Genomic DNA, 24157 nt, shown 5'->3' with positions numbered 1-24157 from the left:
CGCGTGTCCCCGACCGCAGCGACATCCCGCGACCCACGCATCCACGTCGATGCCCGCCACCTGCTGAGCCTCGGCGGACGCAGCGGCGCACTCAGCCTTTTGCCGCGACAGCCTGCCCGTTCGGTGCTGAACGGCCGCCATGCCTCGCGCCTGCGCGGGCGCGGCCTGAATTTCGAGGAACTGCGCACCTATCTGCCCGGCGACGACATCCGCACGATCGACTGGAAAGTGACGGCCCGAACGGGCGAGCCGCATGTGCGCGTCTATACCGAAGAGCGTGACCGCCCGGCGCTGCTGCTGGTGGATCAGCGGGTTTCGATGTTCTTCGGCACACAAGTCTACATGAAATCGGTGGTGGCGGCCGAGGCCGCGGCCATCGCCGCCCATCGGGTCTTGGCACAGGGCGACCGCGTCGGCGGTATCGTGTTCGGCGATACCGACCTGGCCGAACATCGACCACAGCGCCGCCCGGCGGCCTTGCGGCGGTTTCTGTCCTCGCTCGGCGCGCTCAATTGCAGCTTGCATGCTGGGTTGCGCCCGCAAACCACGGTCTCGCTGAACCAGGTGCTGCAACAGGCTGCTCGCATCGCACATACCAATGCCTTGGTCTGTGTATTCTCGGATTTTGACGGCCTGACCGACGGGTCCGAACGGCTGCTGCGCCGCCTGGCCCATTCCAATGACCTGATCCTGTTCGACATCTCCGACCCAATCTCGCGCCATATGCCGCCCGAGCTGCGGCTGACGGTCTCGGACGGCGACCAGCAGATCGAACTGGATGCCTCAGACCGCCAAATGTCGGACCGCGTGACCCAAGCGATGGAGCAAAGACTGGCGCAGCTGCAATCCTGGTCGCGCCGATACGGGTTTCCCATCGTCCCGCTGACCACCGCCGAGCCCGCATTGGCCCAGATCCTGAGGCTGTTCGGCCATCAAGGGGGGCGGTTATGACCCCGGACACCGAAGGCAAATCGCTGGTCGAGCTTCTGGACATGCTGGAACCCGCGCCCGAGCCGGCTCCGATTTCCATGGTGCCGCAGACCTGGGGCTGGGTTGTTCTGGCGGCGGCGCTGTTGCTCGTGCTTGGTCTGATCCTCGTGACGATCTGGCGGCACCGGCAAGCAAATGCCTATTGGCGGTTTGCCCTGAAGGAATTGGACCGGTGCCAGAATGACCCGGCCAAAGCCGCCGAGATCGTGCGCCGTGCCGCCCTTGCCGCCTTTCACCGGTCTCAGGTGGCCAGTTTGACCGGTGACGACTGGACGAATTTTCTGGGCCAAACCGCTGATCTGTCAGGGTTTTCCGCCTCTGCCCTCGGCAATCTGGCGGCCGCCCCCTACCGCAAGGGGGTCACCGATCCGGATGCCACCGAACTGGCGCGGCACTGGATCAAGTCGCATCGGTCCAAGGGGGCGGTCTGATGTTCAGTTTCGCCGCGCCTTGGGTGTTTCTTCTGCTGCCGCTGCCGGCACTGGTCTATTTCTTTGCTCCGCCACACCGGCAACGGGTCGATGCCATTCGCATCCCGTTCTTTCGCCACGTCGCCCGGGCGGCCGGGGCCGAGCCGCAATCCGGCTCGGTAACCCTGAGACGGACGCGGATGCAAACCGGTCTGGCGATCCTGATCTGGGTGCTTCTGGTTCTGGCAATGGCCCGGCCCGAGCGGTTGGGCGACCCGATCGTCATCGAAAAATCCGCCCGCGACGTGGTGCTGGCCGTGGACATCTCGGGTTCGATGGACCAGCGCGATTTCAAGGCCGCAGATGGCACGCCCAAGCAGCGGCTGGAGGCCGTCAAGGACGTTCTGCGCGCCTTCATCGCCGCGCGCGACGGCGACCGGATGGCGCTGATCATCTTTGGCACCCGCGCTTTCGTTCAGGCCCCGTTCACCGAGGATTTGCAAAGCCTCACCGGCTTTCTGGACCAGACCGCCGTCGGCATGGCCGGTCCGAACACGGCGCTGGGCGATGCGATCGGGCTGGGCATCCGAACCTTCGAGTCGAGCGAGGTGGACCAACGCCTGATGATCGTGCTGTCGGACGGTGCCGACACCTCAAGCCGCATGACGCCGGTCAATGCCGCATCGATTGCCGCGGACAAGGGTGTCGTGATCTACACGATCGGCGTCGGCGACCCGGATGCCACGGGCGAAGACCGGGTCGATCTGGACGCGCTGAAGGACATCGCCAACAAAACCCAAGGCCAGTATTTCTTTGCCGATGATGAGGCCGCTCTGACCGAGGTCTACCAACAGATCGACGCCCAGAACCCCCGCGTGGTGGAAACCCAAAGTTATCGCCCGAGGGTCAGCCTTGCGCATTATCCGCTGGCGGCGGCGCTGCTGCTCATCCTCGCCAGTACCCTGGGCTTTTACCTTTCACAGGGTCGGAGGCGCGCGGCATGATCGACGCTCTGGCCCAGTTCCATTTCCTGCGCCCCTACTGGTTGCTGCTTTTGCTGCCGATTGCCACCGCCTGGTGGCTTACCCGGCCGCGCAGATCGGGCAGCTCGGACCTGCCTGCGGGCATCGCGCCCCACCTGGCGCAGGCACTGCGTCTGGGGGCCGAAAATCAAAGGCGGGTCGGTCCGTTGGACCTCGCCGCGCTCGCCGGCGGCCTTCTGACTCTTGCGGTGGCAGGGCCGACATGGTCACGGGCGCCGAACCCTCTGATCGCGGACACCGCGCCGCTGGTGATCGCGCTGAAGGTCACCGACAGCATGGAGGAGGCAGACCTTGCGCCGTCACGGTTGGACCGTGCCAAGTTGAAAATCACCGATCTGATCAACACCCGCGCAGGTGCTCCCACCGCACTGATCGCCTATGCCGGATCCGCACACCGCGTCGCGCCGCTGACCGAAGACGCCAACATTCTGCGCCCCTTGCTGGAAGGGTTAACCCCGGCGGTCATGCCGGTTGCGGGCGATGCCGCCGGTGACGCGCTGACGCTGGCGCAGGACATTCTGGGCGATCAGATGGGCACAGGCGCGGTTCTCTTCGTACTCGACGATATCGATCCGCAACAGGTTGCCGCGTTGGGACAATCTGATACCCCGTTGTTTTTTCTGACAATGCTTCCGAATGGCCGCCAGATTCCCCAACTGGACGGCCTGCGCAGCGCCACGATCGTTCCCTTCTCGGGCGACGACCGCGACATCGCCCGGCTGAACCGCGGGATCACCCGCAGTTTTTCCGCAGCCCTGGGCGAGGATGATCGCGTCGACTGGCAGGACCGCGCCTGGATTTTGGCCTGGCCCGTCGCCTTGATCGCGCTTCTGTGGTTCCGACGTGGCTGGGTCATTCGCTGGGGATTGGTGGCATTGCTGTTTTTGCCGCCGACCGGCGCGCGTGCAGACGGTTGGCGGGACTGGTTCCTGACCCCGGACCAGCAGGGCCAGATCGCCATGAACCAAAAGGACTACGCCGCCGCCAGCACCCTGTTTCAGGATCCGTATCACCGAGGGTATGCGCAGCTAAAAGCCGGGCAATATGCGGAAGCCTCCGAGACCTTTGCTCAGCTTTCAACGCCCGAAGCGGCGTTTGCCGAAGGCATGGCCCGCATCCGAAATCGAGAGTATCGTCCGGCCATCGCAGCCTTTGAAACCGCGCTGGAGCGCCGCCCGGATTGGCCGGAGGCCGCGTACAACCTGGCCGTCGCCAAAGCCATTCTGGCCGAAGTCGAATCCACCCGCGAGCAATCCGATACCGGCGAGGAAGCGGGCATCGGGGCTGATGACGTGGTGTTCGACAACGAAGCCGGTCTGGGCGCGGACACCACGCAACAGGCCGAGACCGGGGACGCCGCGCCCCTGTCAGCCGACCAGTGGATCAGCGCCATCGACACCGATATGCAGGACTTCCTGCGCAGCCGGTTCGTTCTTGAAAATCAGGAGCGGTCCCAATGAGGTACCTTGTGCTCCTGATGCTGCTTCTGAGCCCCGCCCAGGTTTTGGGGCAAGCAAAGGACATCCAGCCCCGCGTCACGATCGAAGTGCCTGAGGATCCGACAATCGTCGGCCAGCCCGCCATCGTTCGCCTGAAGGTGCTGGTGCCGACCTACATGCCAAATCCGCCGGTCTTTCCATCGCTTGAACAGGAAAATCTTCTGGTGCGCTTGCCCGATCGCGCTTCTGGGCCGGTCAGCGAGAGCGTTGAGGGCGAAACATGGTCAGGGGTTCAGCGCAGCTATCGGCTGTATCCGCTGGCCCCCGGCACGTATGATTTCGCCGCTGCCGAGGTGCAGGTGACATTTGCGGATCCGGAAACCAACGATCCCGTTCAGGTCCCGGTTCCCTTGCCCGCCGTTCGCCTGACAGTCGAGGTTCCTGACGCAGCCCGAGGATTGGATCCCCTGATAATCGCTGACGGGTTCGAGCTGACCCAGGAGATTGAGGGCGATACCAGCCTTCAAACCGGCGACGCGCTGACCCGCACCCTGACGGCAAAGATCACTGGAACGACCCCGATCATGATCCCGCCTTTGTTACCCGAGATCGAGGGCCCGTTGTTGCGAGCCTATCCCAATGAACCCCGATTGTCGGAAACCGAAGACCGGGGCGTTCTGTCCGGCCAACGAACCGACCGGGTGACCTATGTGGCCCAGGACGGCGGACAAACTCAATTGCCGGCTATCGAGATCGATTGGTTCAATCTCAAGACCAACAAGGTCGAAACTGCGCGCGCCGATCCTGTCGACCTCGTTCTTGCGCCGCCGCCTTGGCGGCCTCCCGACCGAGAAACCGTCCTGCGGCTGGCAGGCTATTTCATCATTGGGATCGCGATATTATGGCTTGTGTTTCGTAGGGTACATCCGGTTATTAAAGCACGCTGGGCAGCGGCCAGGCAACACAGGATGGCCTCGGCTGCGCATGCGTTTTCGGAGCTTAAGCAAGCTGTACGCCAACAAGACTTGGCCCGTGTTTATCAAACGTTGGAAGGCTGGAAACGGCGGCTGCCCGACCCGCCAGACACTGCTGAATTCGAGGCTTCGCTGGCAGAAATCGGCGCGTCCAGATATGGCAGCGCTGATCAGCAAGCGGAAAACTGGAGCAAGGCTCGGGATTGCCTTGACCGTATCGCCCGCCCGCGGCGTCACTCTCAATCCGCCTTGCCTCAGCTCAATCCCTGACGCGACCACCACTCCCTTACCGTACGTCACCTTAAACGGAGGTGCATCTTAGGGCGCTGTCTTCAAACATAAGTATTTTTAGATTGGTCTTTGTGATAGTTATCAATTGCCTAGAGGGGCTTGTCTTGATTCCCCCTTTTTGCCGAAACGCCTGACTTGGGAAGGGCGTGTTGAATGATTGACGGATCGGGGGACGCATTTTCCCCTTTTGACTTTCCTGCAAGGCCGTTTTTGCCTGACCACATAAGGAGAAAAAGATGTCATCACAGGGAAATTTAACACATCTATGGCGCAGAGGATTGCGACGATTGGCTGTTGCTACGGTTTCTGTCGCACTGGCCGCGCCGGCCTGGGCGCAAGATCAGAAGCCCAACATTCTGGTCATCTGGGGCGACGACATCGGTCAGTCGAACATCTCGGCCTACACCAAAGGCATGATGGGATACCGTACACCCAATATCGACCGGGTCGCGAATGAAGGCATGATCTTCACCGACTACTATGGTGAGCAGTCCTGTACCGCGGGGCGGTCGTCTTACATCATGGGTCAGTCGGTGTTCCGCACAGGGCTGTCGAAGGTCGGCCTGCCAGGTGCCGATCTTGGTATGCAGGTCGAAGATCCGACCATTGCTGGTTTGTTGAAGGACCACGGATATGCCACCGGTCAATTCGGCAAGAACCACTTGGGCGACAAAGATGAACACCTTCCGACAAACCACGGGTTTGACGAGTTTTTCGGAAACCTCTACCACCTGAATGCGGAAGAAGAACCTGAGAACGAGGACTATCCGGGTGACACCGTTCTGCCCGATGGCCGGACTTTCCGCGAAGCCTTCGGTCCCCGTGGCGTCATCAAGTCCAAGGCCGACGGAACCATCGAAGATACCGGACCGCTGACCAAGAAGCGGATGGAAACCGTGGATGAGGAAACGGTGGCTGCGGCGATCGACTTTATCAAGCGGGCCCACGAGCAAGGCCAGCCCTTCTATGTCTGGTGGAACGGAACGCGCATGCACTTCCGCACTCACGTCAAAGACGAGATGCGCCAGCAGGCCAATGACATGACCGGTCGAGTGATGGACGAATACTCGGCCGGCATGATCGAACATGACATGCATGTGGGCCAGTTGCTCGATCTGCTGGACGAGTTGGGCATCGCCGACAACACGATCGTCCATTACTCGACAGACAACGGACCGCACTACAATACATGGCCTGATGCTGCGTCCACACCGTTCTGGGGCGAAAAGAACACCAACTGGGAAGGCGGTTGGCGCGTGCCCTCGATGGTGCGTTGGCCCGGCAAGATCGAACCCGGCTCGGTCACAAACGAGATCGTGCATCACATGGACTGGCTTCCGACCTATCTGGCAGCGGCCGGAGATCCCGAGATCAAGGACAAGCTTAAAGCAGGCTATTCGTCCTCGGGGATGGGTCGCGACTACAAGGTGCATCTGGACGGCTACAACATCCTGCCGCTCTTGACGGGTGAAACCACAGAAAGCCCGCGCAAGGAGATCTTCTATTTCTCAGATGACGGCGACATGACGGCGCTGCGCTTCGGAGACTGGAAGCTGATCTTCCTGGAGCAGAAGGCCTGGGCCACCCTGCGCGCCTGGATGGAGCCGTGGACCGAATTGCGCGTTCCGATCATCGTGAACCTGCGCCGCGATCCATATGAACGCGGATATCGCACGTCCAACACCTACTATGACTGGATGATCGACCGCGTGTATTTCCTGGTGCCCGCGCAGCAATACGTAGCGAATTTCCTCGCAACCTTCCAAGAATTCCCGCCGCGCCAGAAGGCGGCGAGCTTCAGCTTGGATCAGGTGATGGAAAAGATGCTGACGCCGACCAACAACTGATAAAGGTCGGTTCTACTCTCGAGGGTCGCCGGCTTGATCGGCGACCCTCATTTCTTTGTTGCGAAAGGATATTTCATGTTCCGCCTGATCTTCTCAGCCGCCGTTTTCGCGTTGCCTGCGGGCCTTGCGGCGGACCCTCTGCCCAGTTGGACCGACAGTCCGGCCAAGGATCGGATCATCGCCTTTGTCGATACGGTGACGACGCCGAACTCAGACGGCTATGTCACCCCTACAGACAGGGTAGCGGTGTTTGACAATGACGGAACGCTCTGGGCCGAGCAGCCGGTCTATTTCCAGTTCATCTATGCGATGGATGAGTTGGCCGAGATGGCGCAGGACGATCCCTCGATCCTGACCACGCCGACCTTGGAGGCAGCGGCCAAGGGCGACGCCGAATCCGTGCTGAAGGGCGGTGAAGATGCCCTGATCGAAGTCGTCAGCGCCACGCATTCGGGGCTCAGCGTCGATGCCTTCCAGGCTTCCGTCGCCGAATGGCTCCAGACGGAACGCCATCCCGATACGGGGCTGGCCTATGACCAGATGACGTATCAGCCCATGGTCGAACTGCTCAGGTATCTGCGCGACGAGGGGTTCACGACCTACATAGTCTCGGGTGGAGGCCTGCATTTCATGCGCGTGTTCGCCGAGGACGCCTATGGGATACCGCCCAACCAGATCTTGGGTACCTATGCGGACAGCACCTACGAACTTGTCGACGGCACGCCCACGATCATGAAGGCGCCCGCGCTGGCGTTCATCGACGACAAGGAGGGCAAGCCAATCAACATCGAGCGTACGATCGGGAAACGCCCGATCCTGGCGGTCGGGAACTCGGACGGTGATTTTGCCATGCTGGAATGGACCACCGCCGGCGACGGGCTGCGGATGGGCGTTCTGATCCACCACACAGATGCCGAACGGGAATGGGCCTATGATCGCGACAGCCACATCGGGCGGCTTGTCGACGGGCTGGACAAAGGCCCTGAAATGGGCTGGGTTATCGTGGATATGGCCAAGGACTGGTCTCGGGTTTTCACCGGCTCGAACTAAAGCGCGGAAAGGTCGGCACACAAATGTGGACATTCATCGCCTCGCTGTCCGTCTTTGCCATCTACTGTGTCGCGGTGTTTTTCGCAGTACGGGCCGCTCAGACGGCGCGCACCCCGCAGGGCGCCGTGGGATGGGTGGTGTTTCTGCTTTCGGCACCGTTTCTGGCGGTGCCGCTATATCTGTTTCTGGGACATCACCGGTTCAAAGGGTATCGTATCGCCCGCAAGGAAAGCGAGCGCGTGGTGGAAGGGATCCGCAGCTTTGCCGATCACTCGAAACCCGATCCAGCAACACTGACCGTCAATCCGCGCCCGTTCGAGGCATTGGCCCACTTGCCCCTGTCCCGCGGTAACGGGGCTGAACTGCTGATCGACGGCGAGGCGACGTTTCAATCCATCTTCCGTGCGATCGATGCGGCCAAGAATTACGTCCTCATTCAGTTCTACATCGTGCGCGATGACGCGCTGGGACTGGAACTACAAGACAGGCTGATCAATGCGGCCAAACGCGGAGTCAGCGTCCGGTTCATGACTGACGCGGTGGGCAGCTATGGCCTACCGTCCTCATACCTGGAGGAGCTGCGCTCGGCCGGTGTGGATGTCGCTGATCCACGCGACCAGCGCGGGCCGAAGTTCCGGTTTCAGCTGAATTACCGCAACCACCGCAAGACCGTGATCATCGACGGCGAAACCGGGTTCATCGGCGGGCACAATGTGGGCGTCGAATACCTGGGGCAGGATCCGTATTTTGGCCGCTGGCGGGACACCCACATCAAGATGACCGGCCATATCGTTCGCCAGTTGCAGCTGATTTTCACCGAGGACTGGCACTGGGCCCGCGGAGAAGACCTGATTGACGTTCTGGACTGGGCGGGGTCGGAATCCGATCAGGACATGAACGCGCTGCTGGTTGCTACTGGACCGGGCGACGCAACTGAAACTGGGTCGTTGATGTTCTTTTCCGCGATCGCTGCGGCACAGGAGCGGTTGTGGATCGCATCACCCTATTTCGTGCCGGATATCGACGTGATGACGGCACTGGAGCATGCCGCGCTGCGCGGAGTGGACGTCCGCATTCTGGTGCCGGACATGATTGACCACCGCCTGCCCTGGTTGGCGGCCTTTGCCTATTTCGATGAAATCCGGGATTCCGGCGTGCGCGTATTCCGCTATACCGACGGATTCATGCACCAAAAGGTCATTCTGGTGGACGACACGTTGGCCGCAGTTGGCACCACCAACCTGGACAACCGCTCGTTCCGTCTGAATTTCGAAGCGATGGCGCTGTTTTTCGACAGCCGGGCAGCCGCTGCCACCGAGAACATGCTGAAGACCGATTTCGAAGCCAGCTACGAAATGACCAGAAGCCTAGCCCAGCAACCTCCGCATATCCGCTATGGCGCGCCTTTGGCGCGGTTGTTCTCGCCGATCCTCTAGGTCAGGAACCGTTCCTGGAACACGCGCGTCATCAACGCGACCATGAATGCCGTGGAAAGACCAAAGGCCAACAATCCGGTGACCGAGGCGAAGGCCCCGAATATCCGCAGCCCCTCTCCCAATACAATGTCGCCATAGCCCAGCGTCGTGAAGGTCACGAGCGAGAAATACAAGGCCGAGTTCCAGTCCGGGAGGACATCTCCCATCACCCAGACAATCGCCCAGATCCACACCTGAATCGTATGCGTCGCCACGATGACGGCCAGCGCCAAGGCGATCGGGCCCGCCGTGGGCAGAAAGGTCCCCTGCCCTTCCCACCTGTCGATCACCTTGCGCACCAGGATGGTGCACCATGTGAGCAGCCCGATCTCGATCAGGAAACACAGCCCCAGATAGAAGCTGCCCCAAAGGATCTGCTGCGACAATGTCATGGTAATACCCTGCATCGGCCCGGAAACTGAAACTGCACAATGGCGGCTCTGCTCTCAAGGCACAAGGCCGGACAGCGGGCGGTCGTGCGACGAAAAGAACCGAAACTTTTTGAAGGCTGGACAGCGGATCGGCGCGCCGCACATTGTAGAGCGCACCAGGTGAGACTGATCATGTTGTTGGAAATACAGAATATCCACAAAACCTACCCGCGCGGGCGGCCTGTCCTGAACGACGTATCGTTGTCGCTGGAACGCGGTCAAACGCTTGCCATCGCCGGCGAAAGTGGAAGCGGAAAAAGCACGTTGCTGAACCTTGCCGGCGCGCTGGACAGTTTTGACAGCGGTGAGATCGTTCTGGATGGCACGGCGTTGTCGCGACTGGACGATCGCGGCCGCGCATTGCTACGGCGCGAAGACGTGTCCCTGGTGTTCCAGCAATTCAATCTGATCCCGTCACTGACGGTTGCGCAGAACCTGTCATTTCATGCCCGGCTGGCAAATCGAGTTGACCCCGAGTGGCTCGCGCATCTGACCGCGACGCTCGGTCTCGCCGTTTTGACCCAACGCTATCCCGAACATCTGTCGGGCGGCCAGCAACAGCGGGTCGCGATTGGCCGGGCCCTTGCCGTCCGGCCCAAGCTGCTGCTGGCGGACGAGCCGACGGGAAACCTGGACGAGACTGCAAGCGCGGCGGTTCTGGACCTTATGCTGTCCTTGGTCGCGGATACCGGGGCAGCCCTGCTGCTGGTCACGCATTCGCCCGTGATCGCGGCTCGGCTTGATCGAACGGCGCATCTGGCAAACGGTCGGATCGCATGACTCGCACCGTGATCCAGGCCCTCTGGTCGCATTGGCGTTGGCACCGCATCCAACTGGCCACGCTGCTGATCGGAATCGCGCTTGCGACAGGCCTTTGGTCGGCGGTCCAGGCCATCAACGCCGAAGCCCGGGCCAGCTATGCGCGTGCCAACCAACAATTGGCGCTTGGGCAGATGGAGATGCTGCGGCATCCATCCGGCCACATTCCTTTGGAAACATACGTAAATCTGCGTCGCGCCGGATGGCAGGTCGCGGCCGTTCTGGAAGGTCGGTACAGGGTTGGGGACCGCTCGGTTCTTTTGACCGGCGTGGACCTTGTCGCCTATCCCCCGCTTCCGGCGGTAACGCAACTGGAACAGGAAGAAGCCCAACCCGACCCGGCGGCCATGCTGACCGCGCCCGGCCGACTGCTGGCGCCACCAGACTTGGTGCCGATGCTGGAGGATCGGCCCGATCTTCCACCGGCGATCGCCAGCACTGCGCTTCCCCCCAATGTGGTTCTGACCGATATCGGCGTAGCTGAGACGTTGCTGAACAAACCGGGTGAGATTTCGCGACTTGCCATCCTGCCCGATCAGGCTCGCGGCATTGCGCCCCTGTCCCAGGTTGCGCCAGAGCTGAACCGCCAGCCCCCCGGAAACAGCGTCGACACCGCCCGCCTGACCGACAGCTTCCACCTGAACCTTTCCGCGTTCGGCCTGCTGTCCTTCGCCGTCGGGCTGTTCATTGTACATGGAACGGTTGGGCTGGCCTTTGCGCAGCGCCGCGGAATGGTGCGCAGTCTGCGTGCGATGGGTGTCCCGATGGGGACGCTTTCCCGCATCATTCTGGCCGAACTTGTAGGTCTGGCTTTGATCGGTGGATCCATGGGCCTTCTGCTGGGTTTTTTCCTGGCCGGAGCGTTGTTGCCCGATGTCGCCGCGACCCTGCGCGGGCTCTATGGGGCTCCGGTGGATGGCCAGTTGCAACTGAGGGGCGGTTGGGTGCTGGCCGGGCTGGGTATGTCCATCGCAGGGACCCTGGCGGCCAGCGGATACGCCCTGTGGCGTCTGAGCCGAATGCCGATATTGTCCGGCCCCGGCCTGCAGGCATGGCGTGGACGCAGCACACGAGCCGTCGTGAACGGACTGGCGGGTGTGGGGCTCGCTCTTGGCGGGGTCGTGATCTTTCTGCTCTTTGACGGATTGGTCGCTGGTTTCGCTCTGATGGCAGGCATTCTGACCGGCAGCGCCCTTTTGCTACCTTTGGTTTTGTCCAGCATATTGCACCTGTGTGCAGGGCGCGTCCGTGACCCGGTGCGGCAGTGGGTGCTGGCCGACATGCAGGCCCAGCTGCCGGGCCTGTCGCTTGCGCTGATGGCTCTGCTGCTGGCCCTGGCCGCCAATATCGGTGTCGGAACCATGGTGTCCAGCTTCCGGCTTACCTTCGTCGGCTGGCTGGACCAGCGCCTGATGGCCGAGCTGTACATCACGGCAAAGGACTCGGATCAAGGTCACGAGATCGAGACATGGCTGACCCCGAGCGTTGACGCAGTCCTGCCGATACGGAATGTGGAGCTGGATCATTCCACAGGCCCGCTGTTTCTGTACGGAGTGGTCGATCACGCGACCTACCGGGACAACTGGCCCCTTGTCGCCGCTGCCCCGGACGTATGGACCAAGGTCCTGTCCGACGGCGCCATACTGATCAATGAACAGCTGGCCCGCCGTGCTGATCTGTGGCCCGGGGATTCGATTGCGCTCACCGCCGATCACACTCTGGCAATCGCTGGCGTCTATTCCGACTACGGAAATCCGACCGGGCAAGCGATCGTCTCAATGGACCTGTTCAGCAGGATCGCGCCAAATGCCGAAAACCGACGGTTTGGTATTCGCATCGCTCCGGAGCGCGTAGATGAGCTGGCGGAGGATCTGCAGAACAGGTTTGATCTGGACCCCGGCGCGATCATCCGGCAGGCCGCGCTGAAGGCGCAGTCCATGGCGATCTTCGAAAAGACATTTGTCGTGACATCCGCGCTGAACATCCTGACGCTTGGCGTGGCCGGCTTCGCCATTCTGACCAGCTTGCTGACCCTCTGGACCCAGCGGCTGCCTCAGATCGCTCCGGTCTGGGCAATGGGGCTGACGCTGTCGCATTTGTCCAAACTGGAACTGGCGCGCAGCATGGTTCTGGCTTTCCTTACCGCCTGCCTCGCCTTGCCGCTGGGCCTGGCGCTGGCTTGGATTCTGCTGGCTGTCATCAATGTCGAGGCGTTCGGATGGCGGCTACCCATGCACCTTTTCCCGTTGTCATGGGTGCAGCTCATGCTGTGGACACTTGTGGCCGCCGCCCTTGCCGCGGCGCTGCCTGCCTGGCGGCTTCGGCGGGTGCCGCCGGCCGATTTGCTGAGGGTCTTTGCCAATGAACGCTAAACTACTTGTGTGTGCACTGTTCTGGCCACTTGCGGCAATGGCGCAGGGGTTTGCCGGTTTGGGCGGTTCTGCCGACGGGTTTGACGTACCACAGCCAGAGTACCAGTTCGAATTCCCCGCCGACCACGGCCCGCATCCGTCCTATCGGATCGAATGGTGGTACCTGACGGCCAACCTGACCGGAGAGGACGGTCGGGACTACGGCATACAGTGGACCCTGTTTCGCTCTGCCTTGAAGCCATTTGAAACCGCCGGCTGGCAAAGCCCACAGATCTGGATGGGCCATGCCGCGCTGACAACTCCGGAACACCACTTCTTTGCCGAGCGCCTGTCTCGTGGCGGGATTGGACAGGCCGGTGTCACAGCCGACCCGTTCGAAGCATGGATCGACGAATGGCGCATGGCAGGACCAACGCTCCAGACCCTGACCCTGACTGCAAACGGAGCCGATTTCGGGTACGACCTGAACCTGTCTGCTTCGGGGCCGCTGGTTTTTCATGGAGAGAATGGGTTTTCCGTGAAATCCGCTGATGGGCAGGCCAGCTACTACTATTCACAGCCGGGCTACGCCGTTCAGGGCACGCTGCATCTGCCCGACGGCGATGTGGCGGTCACCGGGAACGGATGGCTGGACCGCGAGTGGTCTTCGCAGCCTCTGTCCGCCGATCAATCAGGGTGGGACTGGTTCTCACTGAGTTTCGAGGACGGCGACAAGTTGATGGCGTTTCGCCTGCGCGGCGGACGTGGGGACTATACCTCGGCCACCTGGATCAACGCGGATGGTTCCAGCCATAGCCTGCCGGACGGGTCGGTTATCTTCACGCCACTGGAAACCAGCCGGGTCGCGGACCGCGATGTTCCGACGGATTGGCGTGTGTCCATCCCGGACGAGGATCTTGACATACGCGTTCAGGCTAAGAACACCCAAGCCTGGATGGAAACGCGCTTTCAATACTGGGAGGGCCCGGTCACTGTGTCAGGCAGCCACAAGGGGCGCGGCTACCTTGAGATGACCGGGTATTAGCGCGACTTAGCGGACCACGTAGACCGAAACGTTCGAGTGGCGCACCACTCGCGCCGCGTTCGGCCCCAACAGGTAATCCTTGAAATCCGGCTTGTGTGCGCCAATCACGATCAGATCGCTGCCGGCACTTTCGGCGGTCTTCAGGATCTCCTGATAGGCCGTGCCGGTTGCAACGACATGGCGGATCGTGGCGTTGCGCTCCGACCCGACCGCATCGACACACAGCTCAACCAGCTTGTCATGCGCTTCGTGCTGCGCCTTGTCGTGGAAGTCGGGCCGGAAAAAGCCGGACACCCAGCTTTCACCGAAATCCGGCAGTACGGTCACCACGTCCAGCTGCGCCCCGTCGAGGTCGGCAAGTTTCGCGGCAATTTTCAGGACAGGAGCATCGATATTGCCGTTGCTGATATCAACGGCGCACAGGACGGACTTTGTCATGCGGGCACCTCTTGTCTGGCGGATCGGCCGCGTTGCAGGAAGGCGATCAACCCCAGCAGCAGCATGGCCGGGATATAGATCAACTGTTTGGGCGGCTGGCTGACCGGCAGATCGGCGGATGCGATACGCACCGGCTCGTCCGCGTAATAGTCGAAATTGGCCAGATCATCGGCGATTGGCGAGCCTAACATCGGTTCGTCCATCTTCACCAGGCCATCTTCCTCGATCAGCAAAAAGCCCATGGCATCAACACGCGCCGCACCATCGGGTTCGGACCCCACCGTGACGACGACCGTAGTCTCGGTCATGTTGCCGGTGTCGAAATCCGGACCACTGACCACCACCCGCACGTCGGTGCCGGGTTCAGCCTCACCAATGGCCTGAACGAATCCGGCCGGCTCGACCTCGAGGTGCGAGGGCGAGATGCGATCCATGAAATAGTCCGGCCGGAACAGCGCGAAGGCGATCGCAATCAGCGCAACGCTTTCGTAGATGCGGCTGTGGGTCAGGAAGTAGCCCATCGTGCCGGCCGTGAACACGAGGATCGCAATCGTAGCGAATATGGCCACTATGATCCCCTCAACCCAGGTGACATCGATCAGCAGCAGGTCGGTGTTGAAGATGAACACGAAAGGCAACGCCACGGTACGCAGACTGTAGAAGAACGCGGTGAAGCCGGTCTTGATCGCGTCACCCCCCGATACGGCGGCCGCAGCAAAGCTGGCCAGACCCACAGGAGGCGTCACGTCGGCCATGATGCCGAAGTAGAACACGAACAGATGCACCGCGATCAGCGGCACGATCAGGCCGCTTTGCGCGCCCAGTTCGACCACAACGCCCGCCATCAGCGAGCTGACGACGATATAGTTTGCCGTGGTCGGCAGCCCCATGCCGAGGATCAGGCTGAGCAGCCCGACCATCACCAGCATCAGGATCAGGTTGCCGCCGGACAGGAACTCGACCAGATCGGCCATCACCTGCCCCACGCCGGTCAGGGTTACGGTACCGACGATCACGCCTGCCGTGGCCGTGGCCAGAGCAATGCCGATCATGTTGCGCGCGCCGTCGATCAGGCCCTGCCACAGATCGGCAACCCCATCGACAAAGGAGTTTGCCAGATCGCTCTGCCCCCGGAAGATCGCCTTGAGCGGTTTCTGCGTCAACAGGATCACGAACAGCAGCGCGGTCGCCCAGAAGGCCGACAGACCCGGCGACTTCTGTTCGATCATCAGGAAGTAGACCAGAACGATGATCGGCAGCAGGTAATGCAGGCCGGCCTTGTAGATCTCGGAGATCACCGGCAGCTTAACTTCGGTCGCGTTCGGGTCATCGGGCTCAAGGTCCGGAACCTGAGCGGCCAGGTACAGCAGAGCAACATAGATGGCGCACACCGCCAGGCTCAGGATCAGACCAGCGCTGGACGGCGCCCAGCTTGTTACAGCATCCACCGGGAACTGCGAACCATAGCAGAGCCCCGCAAACACCAGGAAGAACATCAGCATTCCCACGACCGTGCGCGCCAGATGCACGTCGCGGTCGCCCAGGGTGGGCATGTTCCGCTTCACGGCCTCGAGATGCACGATGTAGACCAGCGCGATATAGGAAATCGCCGCCGGCAGGAAGGCGTGGGTGATGACCTCGACATACGAGATGCCCACATATTCCACCATCAGGAAGGCGGCGGCGCCCATCACGGGCGGCATGATCTGGCCGTTCACCGAGCTGGCAACCTCGACCGAGCCTGCCTGCTCGCTGGTAAAGCCAACGCGCTTCATCAGCGGGATGGTGAAGGTGCCGGTCGTCACGACGTTGGCGATGGACGAACCCGAAATCAGGCCGGTCGCGGCCGAACCGACGACGGCGGCCTTTGCCGGACCGCCGCGCAGGTGACCCAGCGCGCCGAAGGCCATCTTGATGAAGTAATTCCCTGCCCCGGCCTTATCCAGCAAAGCGCCGAACAGAACGAATAGGAACACGAATTTGGTCGAAACGCCCAGAGCGATGCCGAACACACCCTCAGACGTGATCCACATGTGGCTCATGGCCTTTTTCAGGCTGGCGCCCTTCCACCGGATCACTTCGGGCACCCACTCGGACGAGCCGAAGAACACATAGGCCAGGAAGATCGTCGCGATGATCGCCATGGCGGGGCCAAGCGCGCGACGCGCGGCTTCGAACAGCAGGATCAAGCCGCCGAGGGCGATCCATTTGTCGACATCATCCGCCAGACCGCCCGCATTGACGATCTTGTCATAGAAGAAATAGCCGTAAAGGGCGACACCGGCCCCCAGTACACCCATGATCCAATCCTGGATCGGAATGTAGTTTCGCGGACTGGATTTCAGCGCTGGATAAGCCGCGAAGGCCAGGAACAACGCGAAGGCCAAATGAAACTGACGCGCGTTGTTCACAACGCTGCCGGGCAGGACGTAGTTGGCAATCGGTGACGCCAGAACGACTTGAAAGATCGACCAGATCGCGGCCACGATCGCCAGGAACAAGCCGACATTTCCAGCCGGGTCCCGGGCACCCGCATCCGAGGATGCGACCAGTTCCTGTAGTTCTTCTTCGGATAACGGACGATTGCCCTGTTGATCAGCGCTCATCAAATGTCTCCCCGTCCAACGGCCGGTTTCCGGCGCAGCTTTGGTCTTTCCGGCGTCTCACCGGTTGAAAACGAGGCGCGAACAGCGCCTCGTTTCTGGACTTGAAGGTGGATTACTGGATCCAGCCTTTTTCCTTGTAGTACTTCTCGGCGCCCGGATGCAGCGGGGCCGACAGACCGTCCTTGATCATTTCCTCAGGCTTGAGGTTGGCAAAGGCCGGGTGCAGCTTTTTGAAGTCGTCGAAGTTCTCGAAAACCGAGCTGACAACCGCGTACACCGCATCGTCAGACACGTTTGCCGAAGTCACGAAGGTCGCGCCCACACCGAAGGTCTGAGTGTCAGCGTCCGAACCGCGATACATGCCGCCGGGGATGGTGGCCGTACGGTAGAACGAGTTGTCGGCAACCAGCTTGTCAACGGCTTCACCGCTGACGTTCACCAGAACCGAGTCGCACGCAGTGGTGGCTTCCTGGATCGAACCGGACGGGTGGCCGACGGTGTAGACCATCGCATCGATCTGGTTGTCACACAGCGCGGCCGACTGTTCTGCGGCCTTCAGCTCGGTTGCCAGTTCGAAGTCATCCGTGGTCCAGCCCAGGGCTTCCATCAGAACTTCCATGGTGCCGCGCTGACCGGAACCGGGGTTGCCGATATTGACGCGCTTGCCCTTCAGGTCTTCGAAGTTCTTGATACCGGAATCGGCACGGGCCACCACGGTAAACGGCTCGGGGTGAACAGAAAATACGGCGCGCAGCTCTTCGAACGGGCCGTTTTCCTCGAATTTCGAGGTGCCGTTGTAGGCATGGTACTGCCAGTCGGACTGGGCCACACCGAATTCCAGTTCGCCTTCGCGAATGGTGTTGATGTTGTAGACCGATCCACCCGTCGATTCGACCGAGCAACGCACGCCATGTTCTTTGCGGCCCTTGTTCACCAGGCGGCAGATCGCGCCACCGGTGGGATAGTACACGCCGGTCACACCGCCGGTGCCGATGGTGATGAATTCTTCGGCATAAGCCGCCGGAGCCATGAGGGCAGCGGTCACGACCGCGCCGAGGCTGAGCTTGCTTTTCTTGATCATTTAGGAACTCCCAAGATTCTTATTGTGGACGGAAGACAGGCCAAAGGCCCCTTGTCCGGGGGACGAGCCATTATGACAATCCGCATGAGCAGGCAACGGATGAGCTCAAATTTTCCCGAATTCTCCCAACAGTCACGATGGTTTGTTGCCAGTACCTCTGTTGTCAAGCGTTAAGCGCCCGACCCCGGCGTCGGGACGCACATATGACGTGGAACCCAAAAATTTCCCCGGCTTGACCCCGCAACAAGGGGTGTCGCACCGTGTTGACCGGTCTGTGGCGCGTCAAGTATGATCTCTCAGGTCGCTGAGTTCGAAGATTTCTTGTTTTCTGACAATCGGTTATTTGTTTTTTTCCTGTTCGTGTGAGTTCACAGCGTGATTGGTTATTCTTCATTGCAAAGCAAATCGTCATCAATCAGCGAGTTCCGCTGGCATTTGTTTCTGGCGCTGGTCTTCACGGTCGCCGCCGGTGAGATGTTTTTCGACACATATCGCGTCGTTTACTTCGGCGCGGTCTCTTTCGACGACTATTCCCACTACCTGCTGTATCTTCTGGATGAAGAGCGTGGCCGGGTTCCCCCTTCGCCGCATGTTTACCGCATAGGCTCGGTTATACTTGCGCTGCCGTTCTACAATCTGCCGTTCGTCTCGCTGTCCACCGGGTCAGGAGAAGTCTTTCTTCCTGACAGCGTTGCTGATGCCAAGGCATTGGCCGCGATGTGTGCCGCCAACGTCTTCTACCTGGTCCTGACGGCGCTTATGGTTTACGCCTATTTGCTGCGGCGTGTTGGAACCAATGCGCAGTGGGCATTCATCGGCGCCGCGTCAGTTCTGTTTCTGGGGCAGTTTCTGGCGCTGGAAGGCAATGACGGCATCTCGGTCTTTCCATTGACAGTGGCCCTTCTGTTGGCTGCCGAGAAGAAATGGAAGTGGTTTCTTCTTACCGTGTTTCTTGGCGCGTTCATCAATGAAAAGATCATCATCGTGACGCTGCTGATCTTTGGTCTGCGCGCATTGGCAATAATGTCCTTGCGCAGCGACGAGGCCAAGGTCACGGCCGCCCTGTTTTGCCTGTTCGTTGGATTTCTGGTTGTCATTACCGCATTTCCGTTTCCGGGCGTGAACGACAATCAGAGAGAGATTGGGCAATTCATCTCCAGCGCGCTGTCCACTCTAAAAGGCAGCACAAGTGTCAAAGGACTGTATCTGAACGTCTGGCCGTTGTTGGTTCTGACCGCCTGCTGGTGGATTGCCGTGACTGGTCAAGCTGAACATCAGGTCCTGCGGCGGACGGACGTTTTGGCGCTGCTGGCGTTTTTCTCGCTCATCGCCATGTTGAACGTACAGTTCAATATCGGTCGGCTGGTCATGTACTTCATGCCGTTTTTTGTCGTGGGCTGCATTCAGGCCCTCGCAGCCAGCGACAACTCGCGCGCTGCTACGTCCAGAGACGGCAATGAGTGACGAGGCCACCCGGCAACGCGAGGTCAGATGCTGAGCTTCTTGAACACCGGCTCGGGGATGTTTCGGATGATCGCCATGATCAGTTGCCAAATCGGCTTAACGTAGATCACGTTCCGACCGCGCTCGACCGCCCGGGCCGTTGCGGCGGCAACCTCGGACGGTTGCGCGGTCAGACGCTCGGGCAAGTCCATTCCTTCGGTCATCTGTGTGTCGACGAATCCTGGAAGAACCGTCACGACATGCACGCCTTTCTTGGCGAGCCGGTTGCGCAACCCGGACAGAAATGCGGTCAGGCCGGCCTTGGCTGATCCGTAAACATAATTGGTCGCCCGGCCCCGATCACCTGCCACGGAACTGACACCCACGATCGTGCCCGATCCGCGCTCTTCGAACCGGTTGGCAAAGGCTCCGAGGATCTGAGCCGGCCCTTCGAAGTTGCTACGCATCACCAGAGAAGCTGCGGCGGCGTCCTTTTCGTTCTCGGTCTGCTCGCCCATGTACCCGACAACGCATACAACGATACCCGGCAATTCAGGCAACGCATCGATGAACCCATCGAAGCTGTTGGCTTCCAGAACGTCGAACTCGTGCAACGTTGCCCCTACACCATAGCGCAGTTCGATATCGGCCTTGTCGGCCTCGAGCGTCTCAGCATTCCGGGCGGCCAGCTGGACCGGGTGGCCCCGCTCGGCAAACTCATGAGCGATGGCCTTGCCGATATCCGACCGGGCACCAAGAACGAGAACGTGTTCCATTGTCATATTTCAAGCCTTTCTGACTGGGCCGAGCGGAACCGGTCCCGCCACCCATTGACGTTGCGCGCCTCGCGGAATCGGGTCACGCGATCGTCTGATCTGTTCAAAGTATTGGCCGACATCCTGCTGTCTTTGGCCAGGTAGAACCGTCCACCATGTTCCAGGGTGATCCGATCCAGCTTGTCCATGAGAATGAGCGTTTTGTCGGAAATCGGGAAATCAAGCGCCAGCGTGTATCCCTCCATGGGGAAGGAAAACGGACTGTCTTGCGGTCCGAACCGTTTCAGCACGGACAAAAACGAACCCATGCCCTTGCCGGCGATAGCTTGCAAAAGCTCGGTCAGACCGGCACGTGAACGATGAATAGGCAACGCGCATTGAAACTGGGCAAACCCGCTGCGACCGTAGATACGGTTCCATCCCAATATGGCGTCCAGCGGATAAAAGAACGTATCCCAGTTCACCAGCTTGGTGTCGCCGTTTCGAACCCCCATCCAATAGTAACCGGCGTTGAATGCCCGAACCGTATGGCGGTTCAAGGCAAACGACGGCAGATCCATCGGCACGGATTTTTTGCGCTTGGTCGGGCAGATCAGGGGTTGCCTGGCATACCGCCCCGGCAGGTCCGAGACCGCAGCGTGTTCTCCCAGCATCACCAGAGACCGCCCCAGGTTTCGGCCAGTGGACAAGCAGTCGATCCACGCGACCGAGTATGTTGCATCCTGTGCGGCCTCGAATGCATTCATCGCATCCTGAAGGCTGGGTGCGGCTATGGTCTTTTGCTTGATCCAACCTGTCTCGACCGGCTGCAGCCGAACCGCGGCCCGTACGATGATCCCGGTAAGGCCCATGCCGCCCAAGGTGTGGTCGAACAATGCGCTGTTCGAGGCGCGGCTGCATCGGGTGATTTCCCCATCATCGCCCATGACCTCAACCCATTCGACGCAATGGCGGAAACTACCGACACGGTGGTGGTTCTTGCCATGAACATCTGCGGCGATGGCACCGCCGATCGTGACGAATTTGGTGCCCGGTGTAACGATCGGAAACCAACCCCGGGGCAGAAACGCTGCGATCACGTCGCCCAGCAGAACCCCCGCCTCGGCAACCAACACTCCGGTCTGGTTGTCGAAGGACACCATCCTGTTCAGATGCCGGGTGTGTACGGTTGTCGTGCGCCCAATTGCGCTGTCTCCATAGGCGCGCCCATTGCCGCGCGCGATCACATCTGGTCCTTCCCGCACGACCGATCGAAGGCTTTCGACGCTGCGCGGCGCGATCACGCTGGTCTCTAGAACGGGGTACCTGCCCCAGCCGGAAAGCCTCATGCCCGCGCCTCCGCCGAGCCGGCGTTGAATACGAAGCGCTTATCCAGATGGTACTTGATCACGTAACCCACTGTCAGCCCGATAACCGCGCCAACCTCGCGCATGAGATCGGTTTTCCAAACCACCCAAAAGGCCGTCTCGGTGCCCCAAAAAATTGCAGTGGTGACCACACCCATCGCCGTATACAGCGAAAATTTCTGACCATGGGCCTTCAGCCCCGTCTGCCGGTCATAGAAAATCCAGTGCTTGTCGAGGGTATACTTGACCACAAGGCCGACCAGAGTACCCGCAAACACTGCAGCCGCGAAGTACCAGCCACCCTCGCCAAGCGACAGGACTGCGCGCTGCGCGGTCAGGTTCAAGGCCATCGCCACGATGGCAAAGGCGGAATAGCGCAGAATCAATCCCTGAACCGTCACAGCATTGACCCCGCGACAACGAACAGCAGAATTATGGCAAAGCAAAGCAGGCTGACCGGGTCCTTGGCCGCATAGATCACGGGATCATCGTGCATGTTGCCACGATGCGTAATCATGACGGTCCGGGTGATCCAGAACAGCAGAACAGCACACACGCCCCACAGGGCCTGCGGGTAGGAGTAGAGCTGCACCACCACCGGCGAGCTGACATAGAGTGCCATAACCAGAACTGCGACATAACCCGCGCTGACGGCGATCATGGAGATAATCGGAAGGTCATCCACGTGATAGCCGCGCCCGGTTGCCGACAATTTACCGCGTGCCGCATAGTCCACCAACTCGGCCTGCCTTTTGACCGCCGCAAGCGACAGGAACAGAAACATCGAAAATGCCAGGAGCCAGACTGAAAGCTCCAACCCTGTTGCCGCTCCACCCGCCACGATCCGGGTCGTGTAAAGGCCGGCCAAGACACAGATGTCGATGACCAACTGGCGCTTAAGATACAATGAGTACCCGGTCGTCAGTGCATAATACGCCACCATCACCAGGAAAAACTCCAGCCCGACCATGGCCGCAATGACCGAGCCTGAAATCAGCAGACCGGCAGCCATCCACGTTCCAGACGAAATCGGAATGTTGCCCGAAGCAAACGGCCGCGCGCGTTTGCGCGGATGCGCCCGATCTGCTGCAAGGTCCAGCAAGTCATTCAGGACATAGACACTGGATGCGATCAGGCTGAACGATATGAAAGCCAGCAACGACAACCAAAACACCTGCCCCGTTAGTTGATGGGCCGCCAGCATCGGCAAAAAGACCAGAAGGTTCTTCATCCATTGATGCGGACGCAGCGCCTTGAGGTAGGACTTGGCGGTCACTTCGTGTGTGTGCAGATGCTCGACCTTGGGTGCAACCGCTTCCGCTTGTTTCGCCAGTCCCGGCCCCGCGTTCACGGAAACCGCCAGATTGGCCCTTCGCCACACCGCAAGGTCGGCGTGGGAATCGCCCATATAGGCGTATCCGCCCGGACCAAAGCGTTCGTCCAGAAACTCGGCCTTGTTTTCACCTTTCAGGTTCAGCGACCCGTCGGAACCATGAACCTCGTCAAAAATACCCAAATGGGCTCCGATGCTTTGGGCGATACCCTCATCCGAGGCCGTCACAAGGGCGGTCTTGCCGCCATCTGCGCGCCACTTCTCGATGTATTCCAACACCTTGGGATCATAGGGCAACGAGGTGACGTCAATTTCGGCCTCTGCGGCCAGGTAACGTTTCAATGAAGCGCGTCCCCCCAACAGAGCCGCAGCTGAGTGAAACGGGCTACGCCAGTTCCGTCCGAAAGCCGACCAAAAGCTTTCGTACAGCATGTCACTCTTCAAAAGAGTGCCATCCAGATCTACCACAAGGATTTTGCACATAAATCAACCAACTATAATCATTACCCGGGACGGGGAACTATGAGGTCCGTTATTGCAAAGCTCAAAAGGCATGGCAACTGCACAGCTGTGCCCGCCAACCCTTCTCGTCATAGCCTGCTTCGATATCACGTCAGTGCCTGTCACGGCTCATTGTTTCACCAATTTCTATGGCCAAATGATGGCGTCACGGCCTATCCCAGTGACGCTGTACCATAATCGCGTTCTTTCAATTATTTGAAAGCCCTTCACCCAATGCGGCCGCATTCATATTGCACGAGCTTCAAGGGTCATATCACTCTGGAATGTGCCCACTTCAGCGCCCAGTCGCGCGCGGATACGCTGTCAGAGACACCGTCCAACGGAGACACAGACAGCCTCTGCGTTGGCTATAGTTGCCGATTTGGAAACTCTACCGTTGCTCGTGATACCGCATCAGACAACGGTCCGGATCCCACTGTTCCGCGTAGAGTTTCCTCGCTCAATTCG

At 60.3% G+C, this 24157-nt stretch carries 20 protein-coding genes; 12 read left to right on the top strand and 8 right to left on the bottom strand.

What is annotated here, in order from left to right:
• The first annotated feature begins 3 nt into the window (after window positions 1-3).
• The 8 genes from AC2FNZ_RS07420 to cls all read left to right on the top strand — a co-directional run bounded on the left by AC2FNZ_RS07420 (window position 4) and on the right by cls (window position 9480).
• Window positions 4-951 (top strand): DUF58 domain-containing protein, encoded by a 948-nt coding sequence (locus AC2FNZ_RS07420; RefSeq protein WP_496840083.1) that lies wholly within the window; start codon window positions 4-6, stop codon window positions 949-951.
• The gene (locus tag AC2FNZ_RS07415) at window positions 948-1421 is read left to right on the top strand and encodes a DUF4381 domain-containing protein (protein ID WP_496840082.1); all 474 of its coding nucleotides are present in this window, start codon (window positions 948-950) and stop codon (window positions 1419-1421) included. Before AC2FNZ_RS07420 ends, AC2FNZ_RS07415 begins: the two co-directional genes overlap by 4 nt.
• Entirely contained in the window at window positions 1421-2404 is a 984-nt protein-coding gene (locus tag AC2FNZ_RS07410; protein WP_170402981.1) for a vWA domain-containing protein, read from the top strand. Before AC2FNZ_RS07415 ends, AC2FNZ_RS07410 begins: the two co-directional genes overlap by 1 nt.
• The gene (locus AC2FNZ_RS07405) at window positions 2401-3903 is read left to right on the top strand and encodes a vWA domain-containing protein (RefSeq protein ID WP_496840081.1); all 1503 of its coding nucleotides are present in this window, start codon (window positions 2401-2403) and stop codon (window positions 3901-3903) included. Before AC2FNZ_RS07410 ends, AC2FNZ_RS07405 begins: the two co-directional genes overlap by 4 nt.
• Window positions 3900-5126 (top strand): hypothetical protein, encoded by a 1227-nt coding sequence (locus tag AC2FNZ_RS07400; RefSeq protein ID WP_496840079.1) that lies wholly within the window; start codon window positions 3900-3902, stop codon window positions 5124-5126. The genes AC2FNZ_RS07405 and AC2FNZ_RS07400 overlap by 4 nt, the downstream gene beginning before the upstream one ends.
• A 257-nt stretch (window positions 5127-5383) precedes the next feature.
• A complete protein-coding gene (locus AC2FNZ_RS07395; protein WP_093962145.1) occupies window positions 5384-6994 on the top strand; it encodes an arylsulfatase in 1611 nt (536 codons plus the stop codon).
• A 75-nt stretch (window positions 6995-7069) separates the two neighbouring features.
• Window positions 7070-8044, top strand: coding sequence for an HAD family hydrolase (locus AC2FNZ_RS07390; RefSeq protein ID WP_496840078.1), 975 nt, complete (start codon window positions 7070-7072; stop codon window positions 8042-8044).
• 23 nt (window positions 8045-8067) lie between these two features.
• Complete coding sequence (cls, locus tag AC2FNZ_RS07385) at window positions 8068-9480, top strand: cardiolipin synthase (RefSeq protein ID WP_496840077.1); 1413 nt, start codon at window positions 8068-8070, stop codon at window positions 9478-9480.
• Here the strand turns inward: cls and AC2FNZ_RS07380 are convergent.
• Window positions 9477-9911, bottom strand: coding sequence for an ion channel (locus AC2FNZ_RS07380; RefSeq protein ID WP_170373334.1), 435 nt, complete (start codon window positions 9909-9911; stop codon window positions 9477-9479). The two genes, cls and AC2FNZ_RS07380, sit on opposite strands and share 4 nt — an antisense overlap.
• Before the next feature lie 171 nt (window positions 9912-10082).
• On the opposite strand from AC2FNZ_RS07380, the gene AC2FNZ_RS07375 reads away from it, so the two are divergent.
• The 3 genes from AC2FNZ_RS07375 to AC2FNZ_RS07365 are packed head-to-tail and all read left to right on the top strand — an operon-like array spanning window position 10083 to window position 14165.
• Complete coding sequence (locus tag AC2FNZ_RS07375; protein ID WP_496840075.1) at window positions 10083-10730, top strand: ABC transporter ATP-binding protein; 648 nt, start codon at window positions 10083-10085, stop codon at window positions 10728-10730.
• On the top strand, window positions 10727-13141 hold the full coding sequence (locus AC2FNZ_RS07370; protein WP_496840073.1) for an ABC transporter permease: 2415 nt from the start codon (window positions 10727-10729) through the stop codon (window positions 13139-13141). Before AC2FNZ_RS07375 ends, AC2FNZ_RS07370 begins: the two co-directional genes overlap by 4 nt.
• The gene (locus AC2FNZ_RS07365; protein ID WP_496840071.1) at window positions 13131-14165 is read left to right on the top strand and encodes a lipocalin-like domain-containing protein; all 1035 of its coding nucleotides are present in this window, start codon (window positions 13131-13133) and stop codon (window positions 14163-14165) included. The genes AC2FNZ_RS07370 and AC2FNZ_RS07365 overlap by 11 nt, the downstream gene beginning before the upstream one ends.
• Window positions 14166-14171: 6 nt before the next feature.
• Here AC2FNZ_RS07365 and AC2FNZ_RS07360 read toward each other — a convergent pair whose 3' ends face one another.
• The 3 genes from AC2FNZ_RS07360 to AC2FNZ_RS07350 form a co-directional block, all read right to left on the bottom strand.
• A complete protein-coding gene (locus AC2FNZ_RS07360; protein WP_170338483.1) occupies window positions 14172-14603 on the bottom strand; it encodes a universal stress protein in 432 nt (143 codons plus the stop codon).
• A complete protein-coding gene (locus tag AC2FNZ_RS07355; RefSeq protein ID WP_496840070.1) occupies window positions 14600-17209 on the bottom strand; it encodes a TRAP transporter permease in 2610 nt (869 codons plus the stop codon). Before AC2FNZ_RS07355 ends, AC2FNZ_RS07360 begins: the two co-directional genes overlap by 4 nt.
• 112 nt (window positions 17210-17321) lie before the next feature.
• Window positions 17322-18290, bottom strand: a complete 969-nt coding sequence (locus AC2FNZ_RS07350; protein ID WP_170338481.1) for a TAXI family TRAP transporter solute-binding subunit — start codon at window positions 18288-18290, stop codon at window positions 17322-17324.
• Between the two features lie 393 nt (window positions 18291-18683).
• Here AC2FNZ_RS07350 and AC2FNZ_RS07345 point away from each other — a divergent pair, with 393 nt between their 5' ends.
• A complete protein-coding gene (locus tag AC2FNZ_RS07345) occupies window positions 18684-19754 on the top strand; it encodes a hypothetical protein (RefSeq protein ID WP_496840069.1) in 1071 nt (356 codons plus the stop codon).
• A 23-nt stretch (window positions 19755-19777) separates the two neighbouring features.
• Here the strand turns inward: AC2FNZ_RS07345 and AC2FNZ_RS07340 are convergent, their stop codons facing one another.
• From AC2FNZ_RS07340 to AC2FNZ_RS07325, 4 genes are read right to left on the bottom strand one after another with little or no spacing between them, the layout of a single operon-like run.
• Window positions 19778-20509 (bottom strand): SDR family oxidoreductase, encoded by a 732-nt coding sequence (locus AC2FNZ_RS07340; RefSeq protein ID WP_254444175.1) that lies wholly within the window; start codon window positions 20507-20509, stop codon window positions 19778-19780.
• Between the two features lie 2 nt (window positions 20510-20511).
• Window positions 20512-21837: an FAD-binding oxidoreductase gene (locus AC2FNZ_RS07335; protein ID WP_170367159.1), complete on the bottom strand. Its 1326-nt coding sequence runs from the start codon at window positions 21835-21837 to the stop codon at window positions 20512-20514.
• Window positions 21834-22256: a GtrA family protein gene (locus AC2FNZ_RS07330; RefSeq protein ID WP_496840068.1), complete on the bottom strand. Its 423-nt coding sequence runs from the start codon at window positions 22254-22256 to the stop codon at window positions 21834-21836. The genes AC2FNZ_RS07335 and AC2FNZ_RS07330 overlap by 4 nt, the downstream gene beginning before the upstream one ends.
• The gene (locus tag AC2FNZ_RS07325) at window positions 22253-23671 is read right to left on the bottom strand and encodes a UbiA family prenyltransferase (RefSeq protein WP_496840067.1); all 1419 of its coding nucleotides are present in this window, start codon (window positions 23669-23671) and stop codon (window positions 22253-22255) included. The genes AC2FNZ_RS07330 and AC2FNZ_RS07325 overlap by 4 nt, the downstream gene beginning before the upstream one ends.
• Window positions 23672-24157 lie beyond the last annotated feature (486 nt).

This window comes from Ruegeria sp. SAZA006 (genome assembly GCF_059613465.1).
The sequence above is the reverse complement of the archived record's forward strand: the minus strand, read 5'-3'. Positions and strand labels throughout refer to the sequence as shown.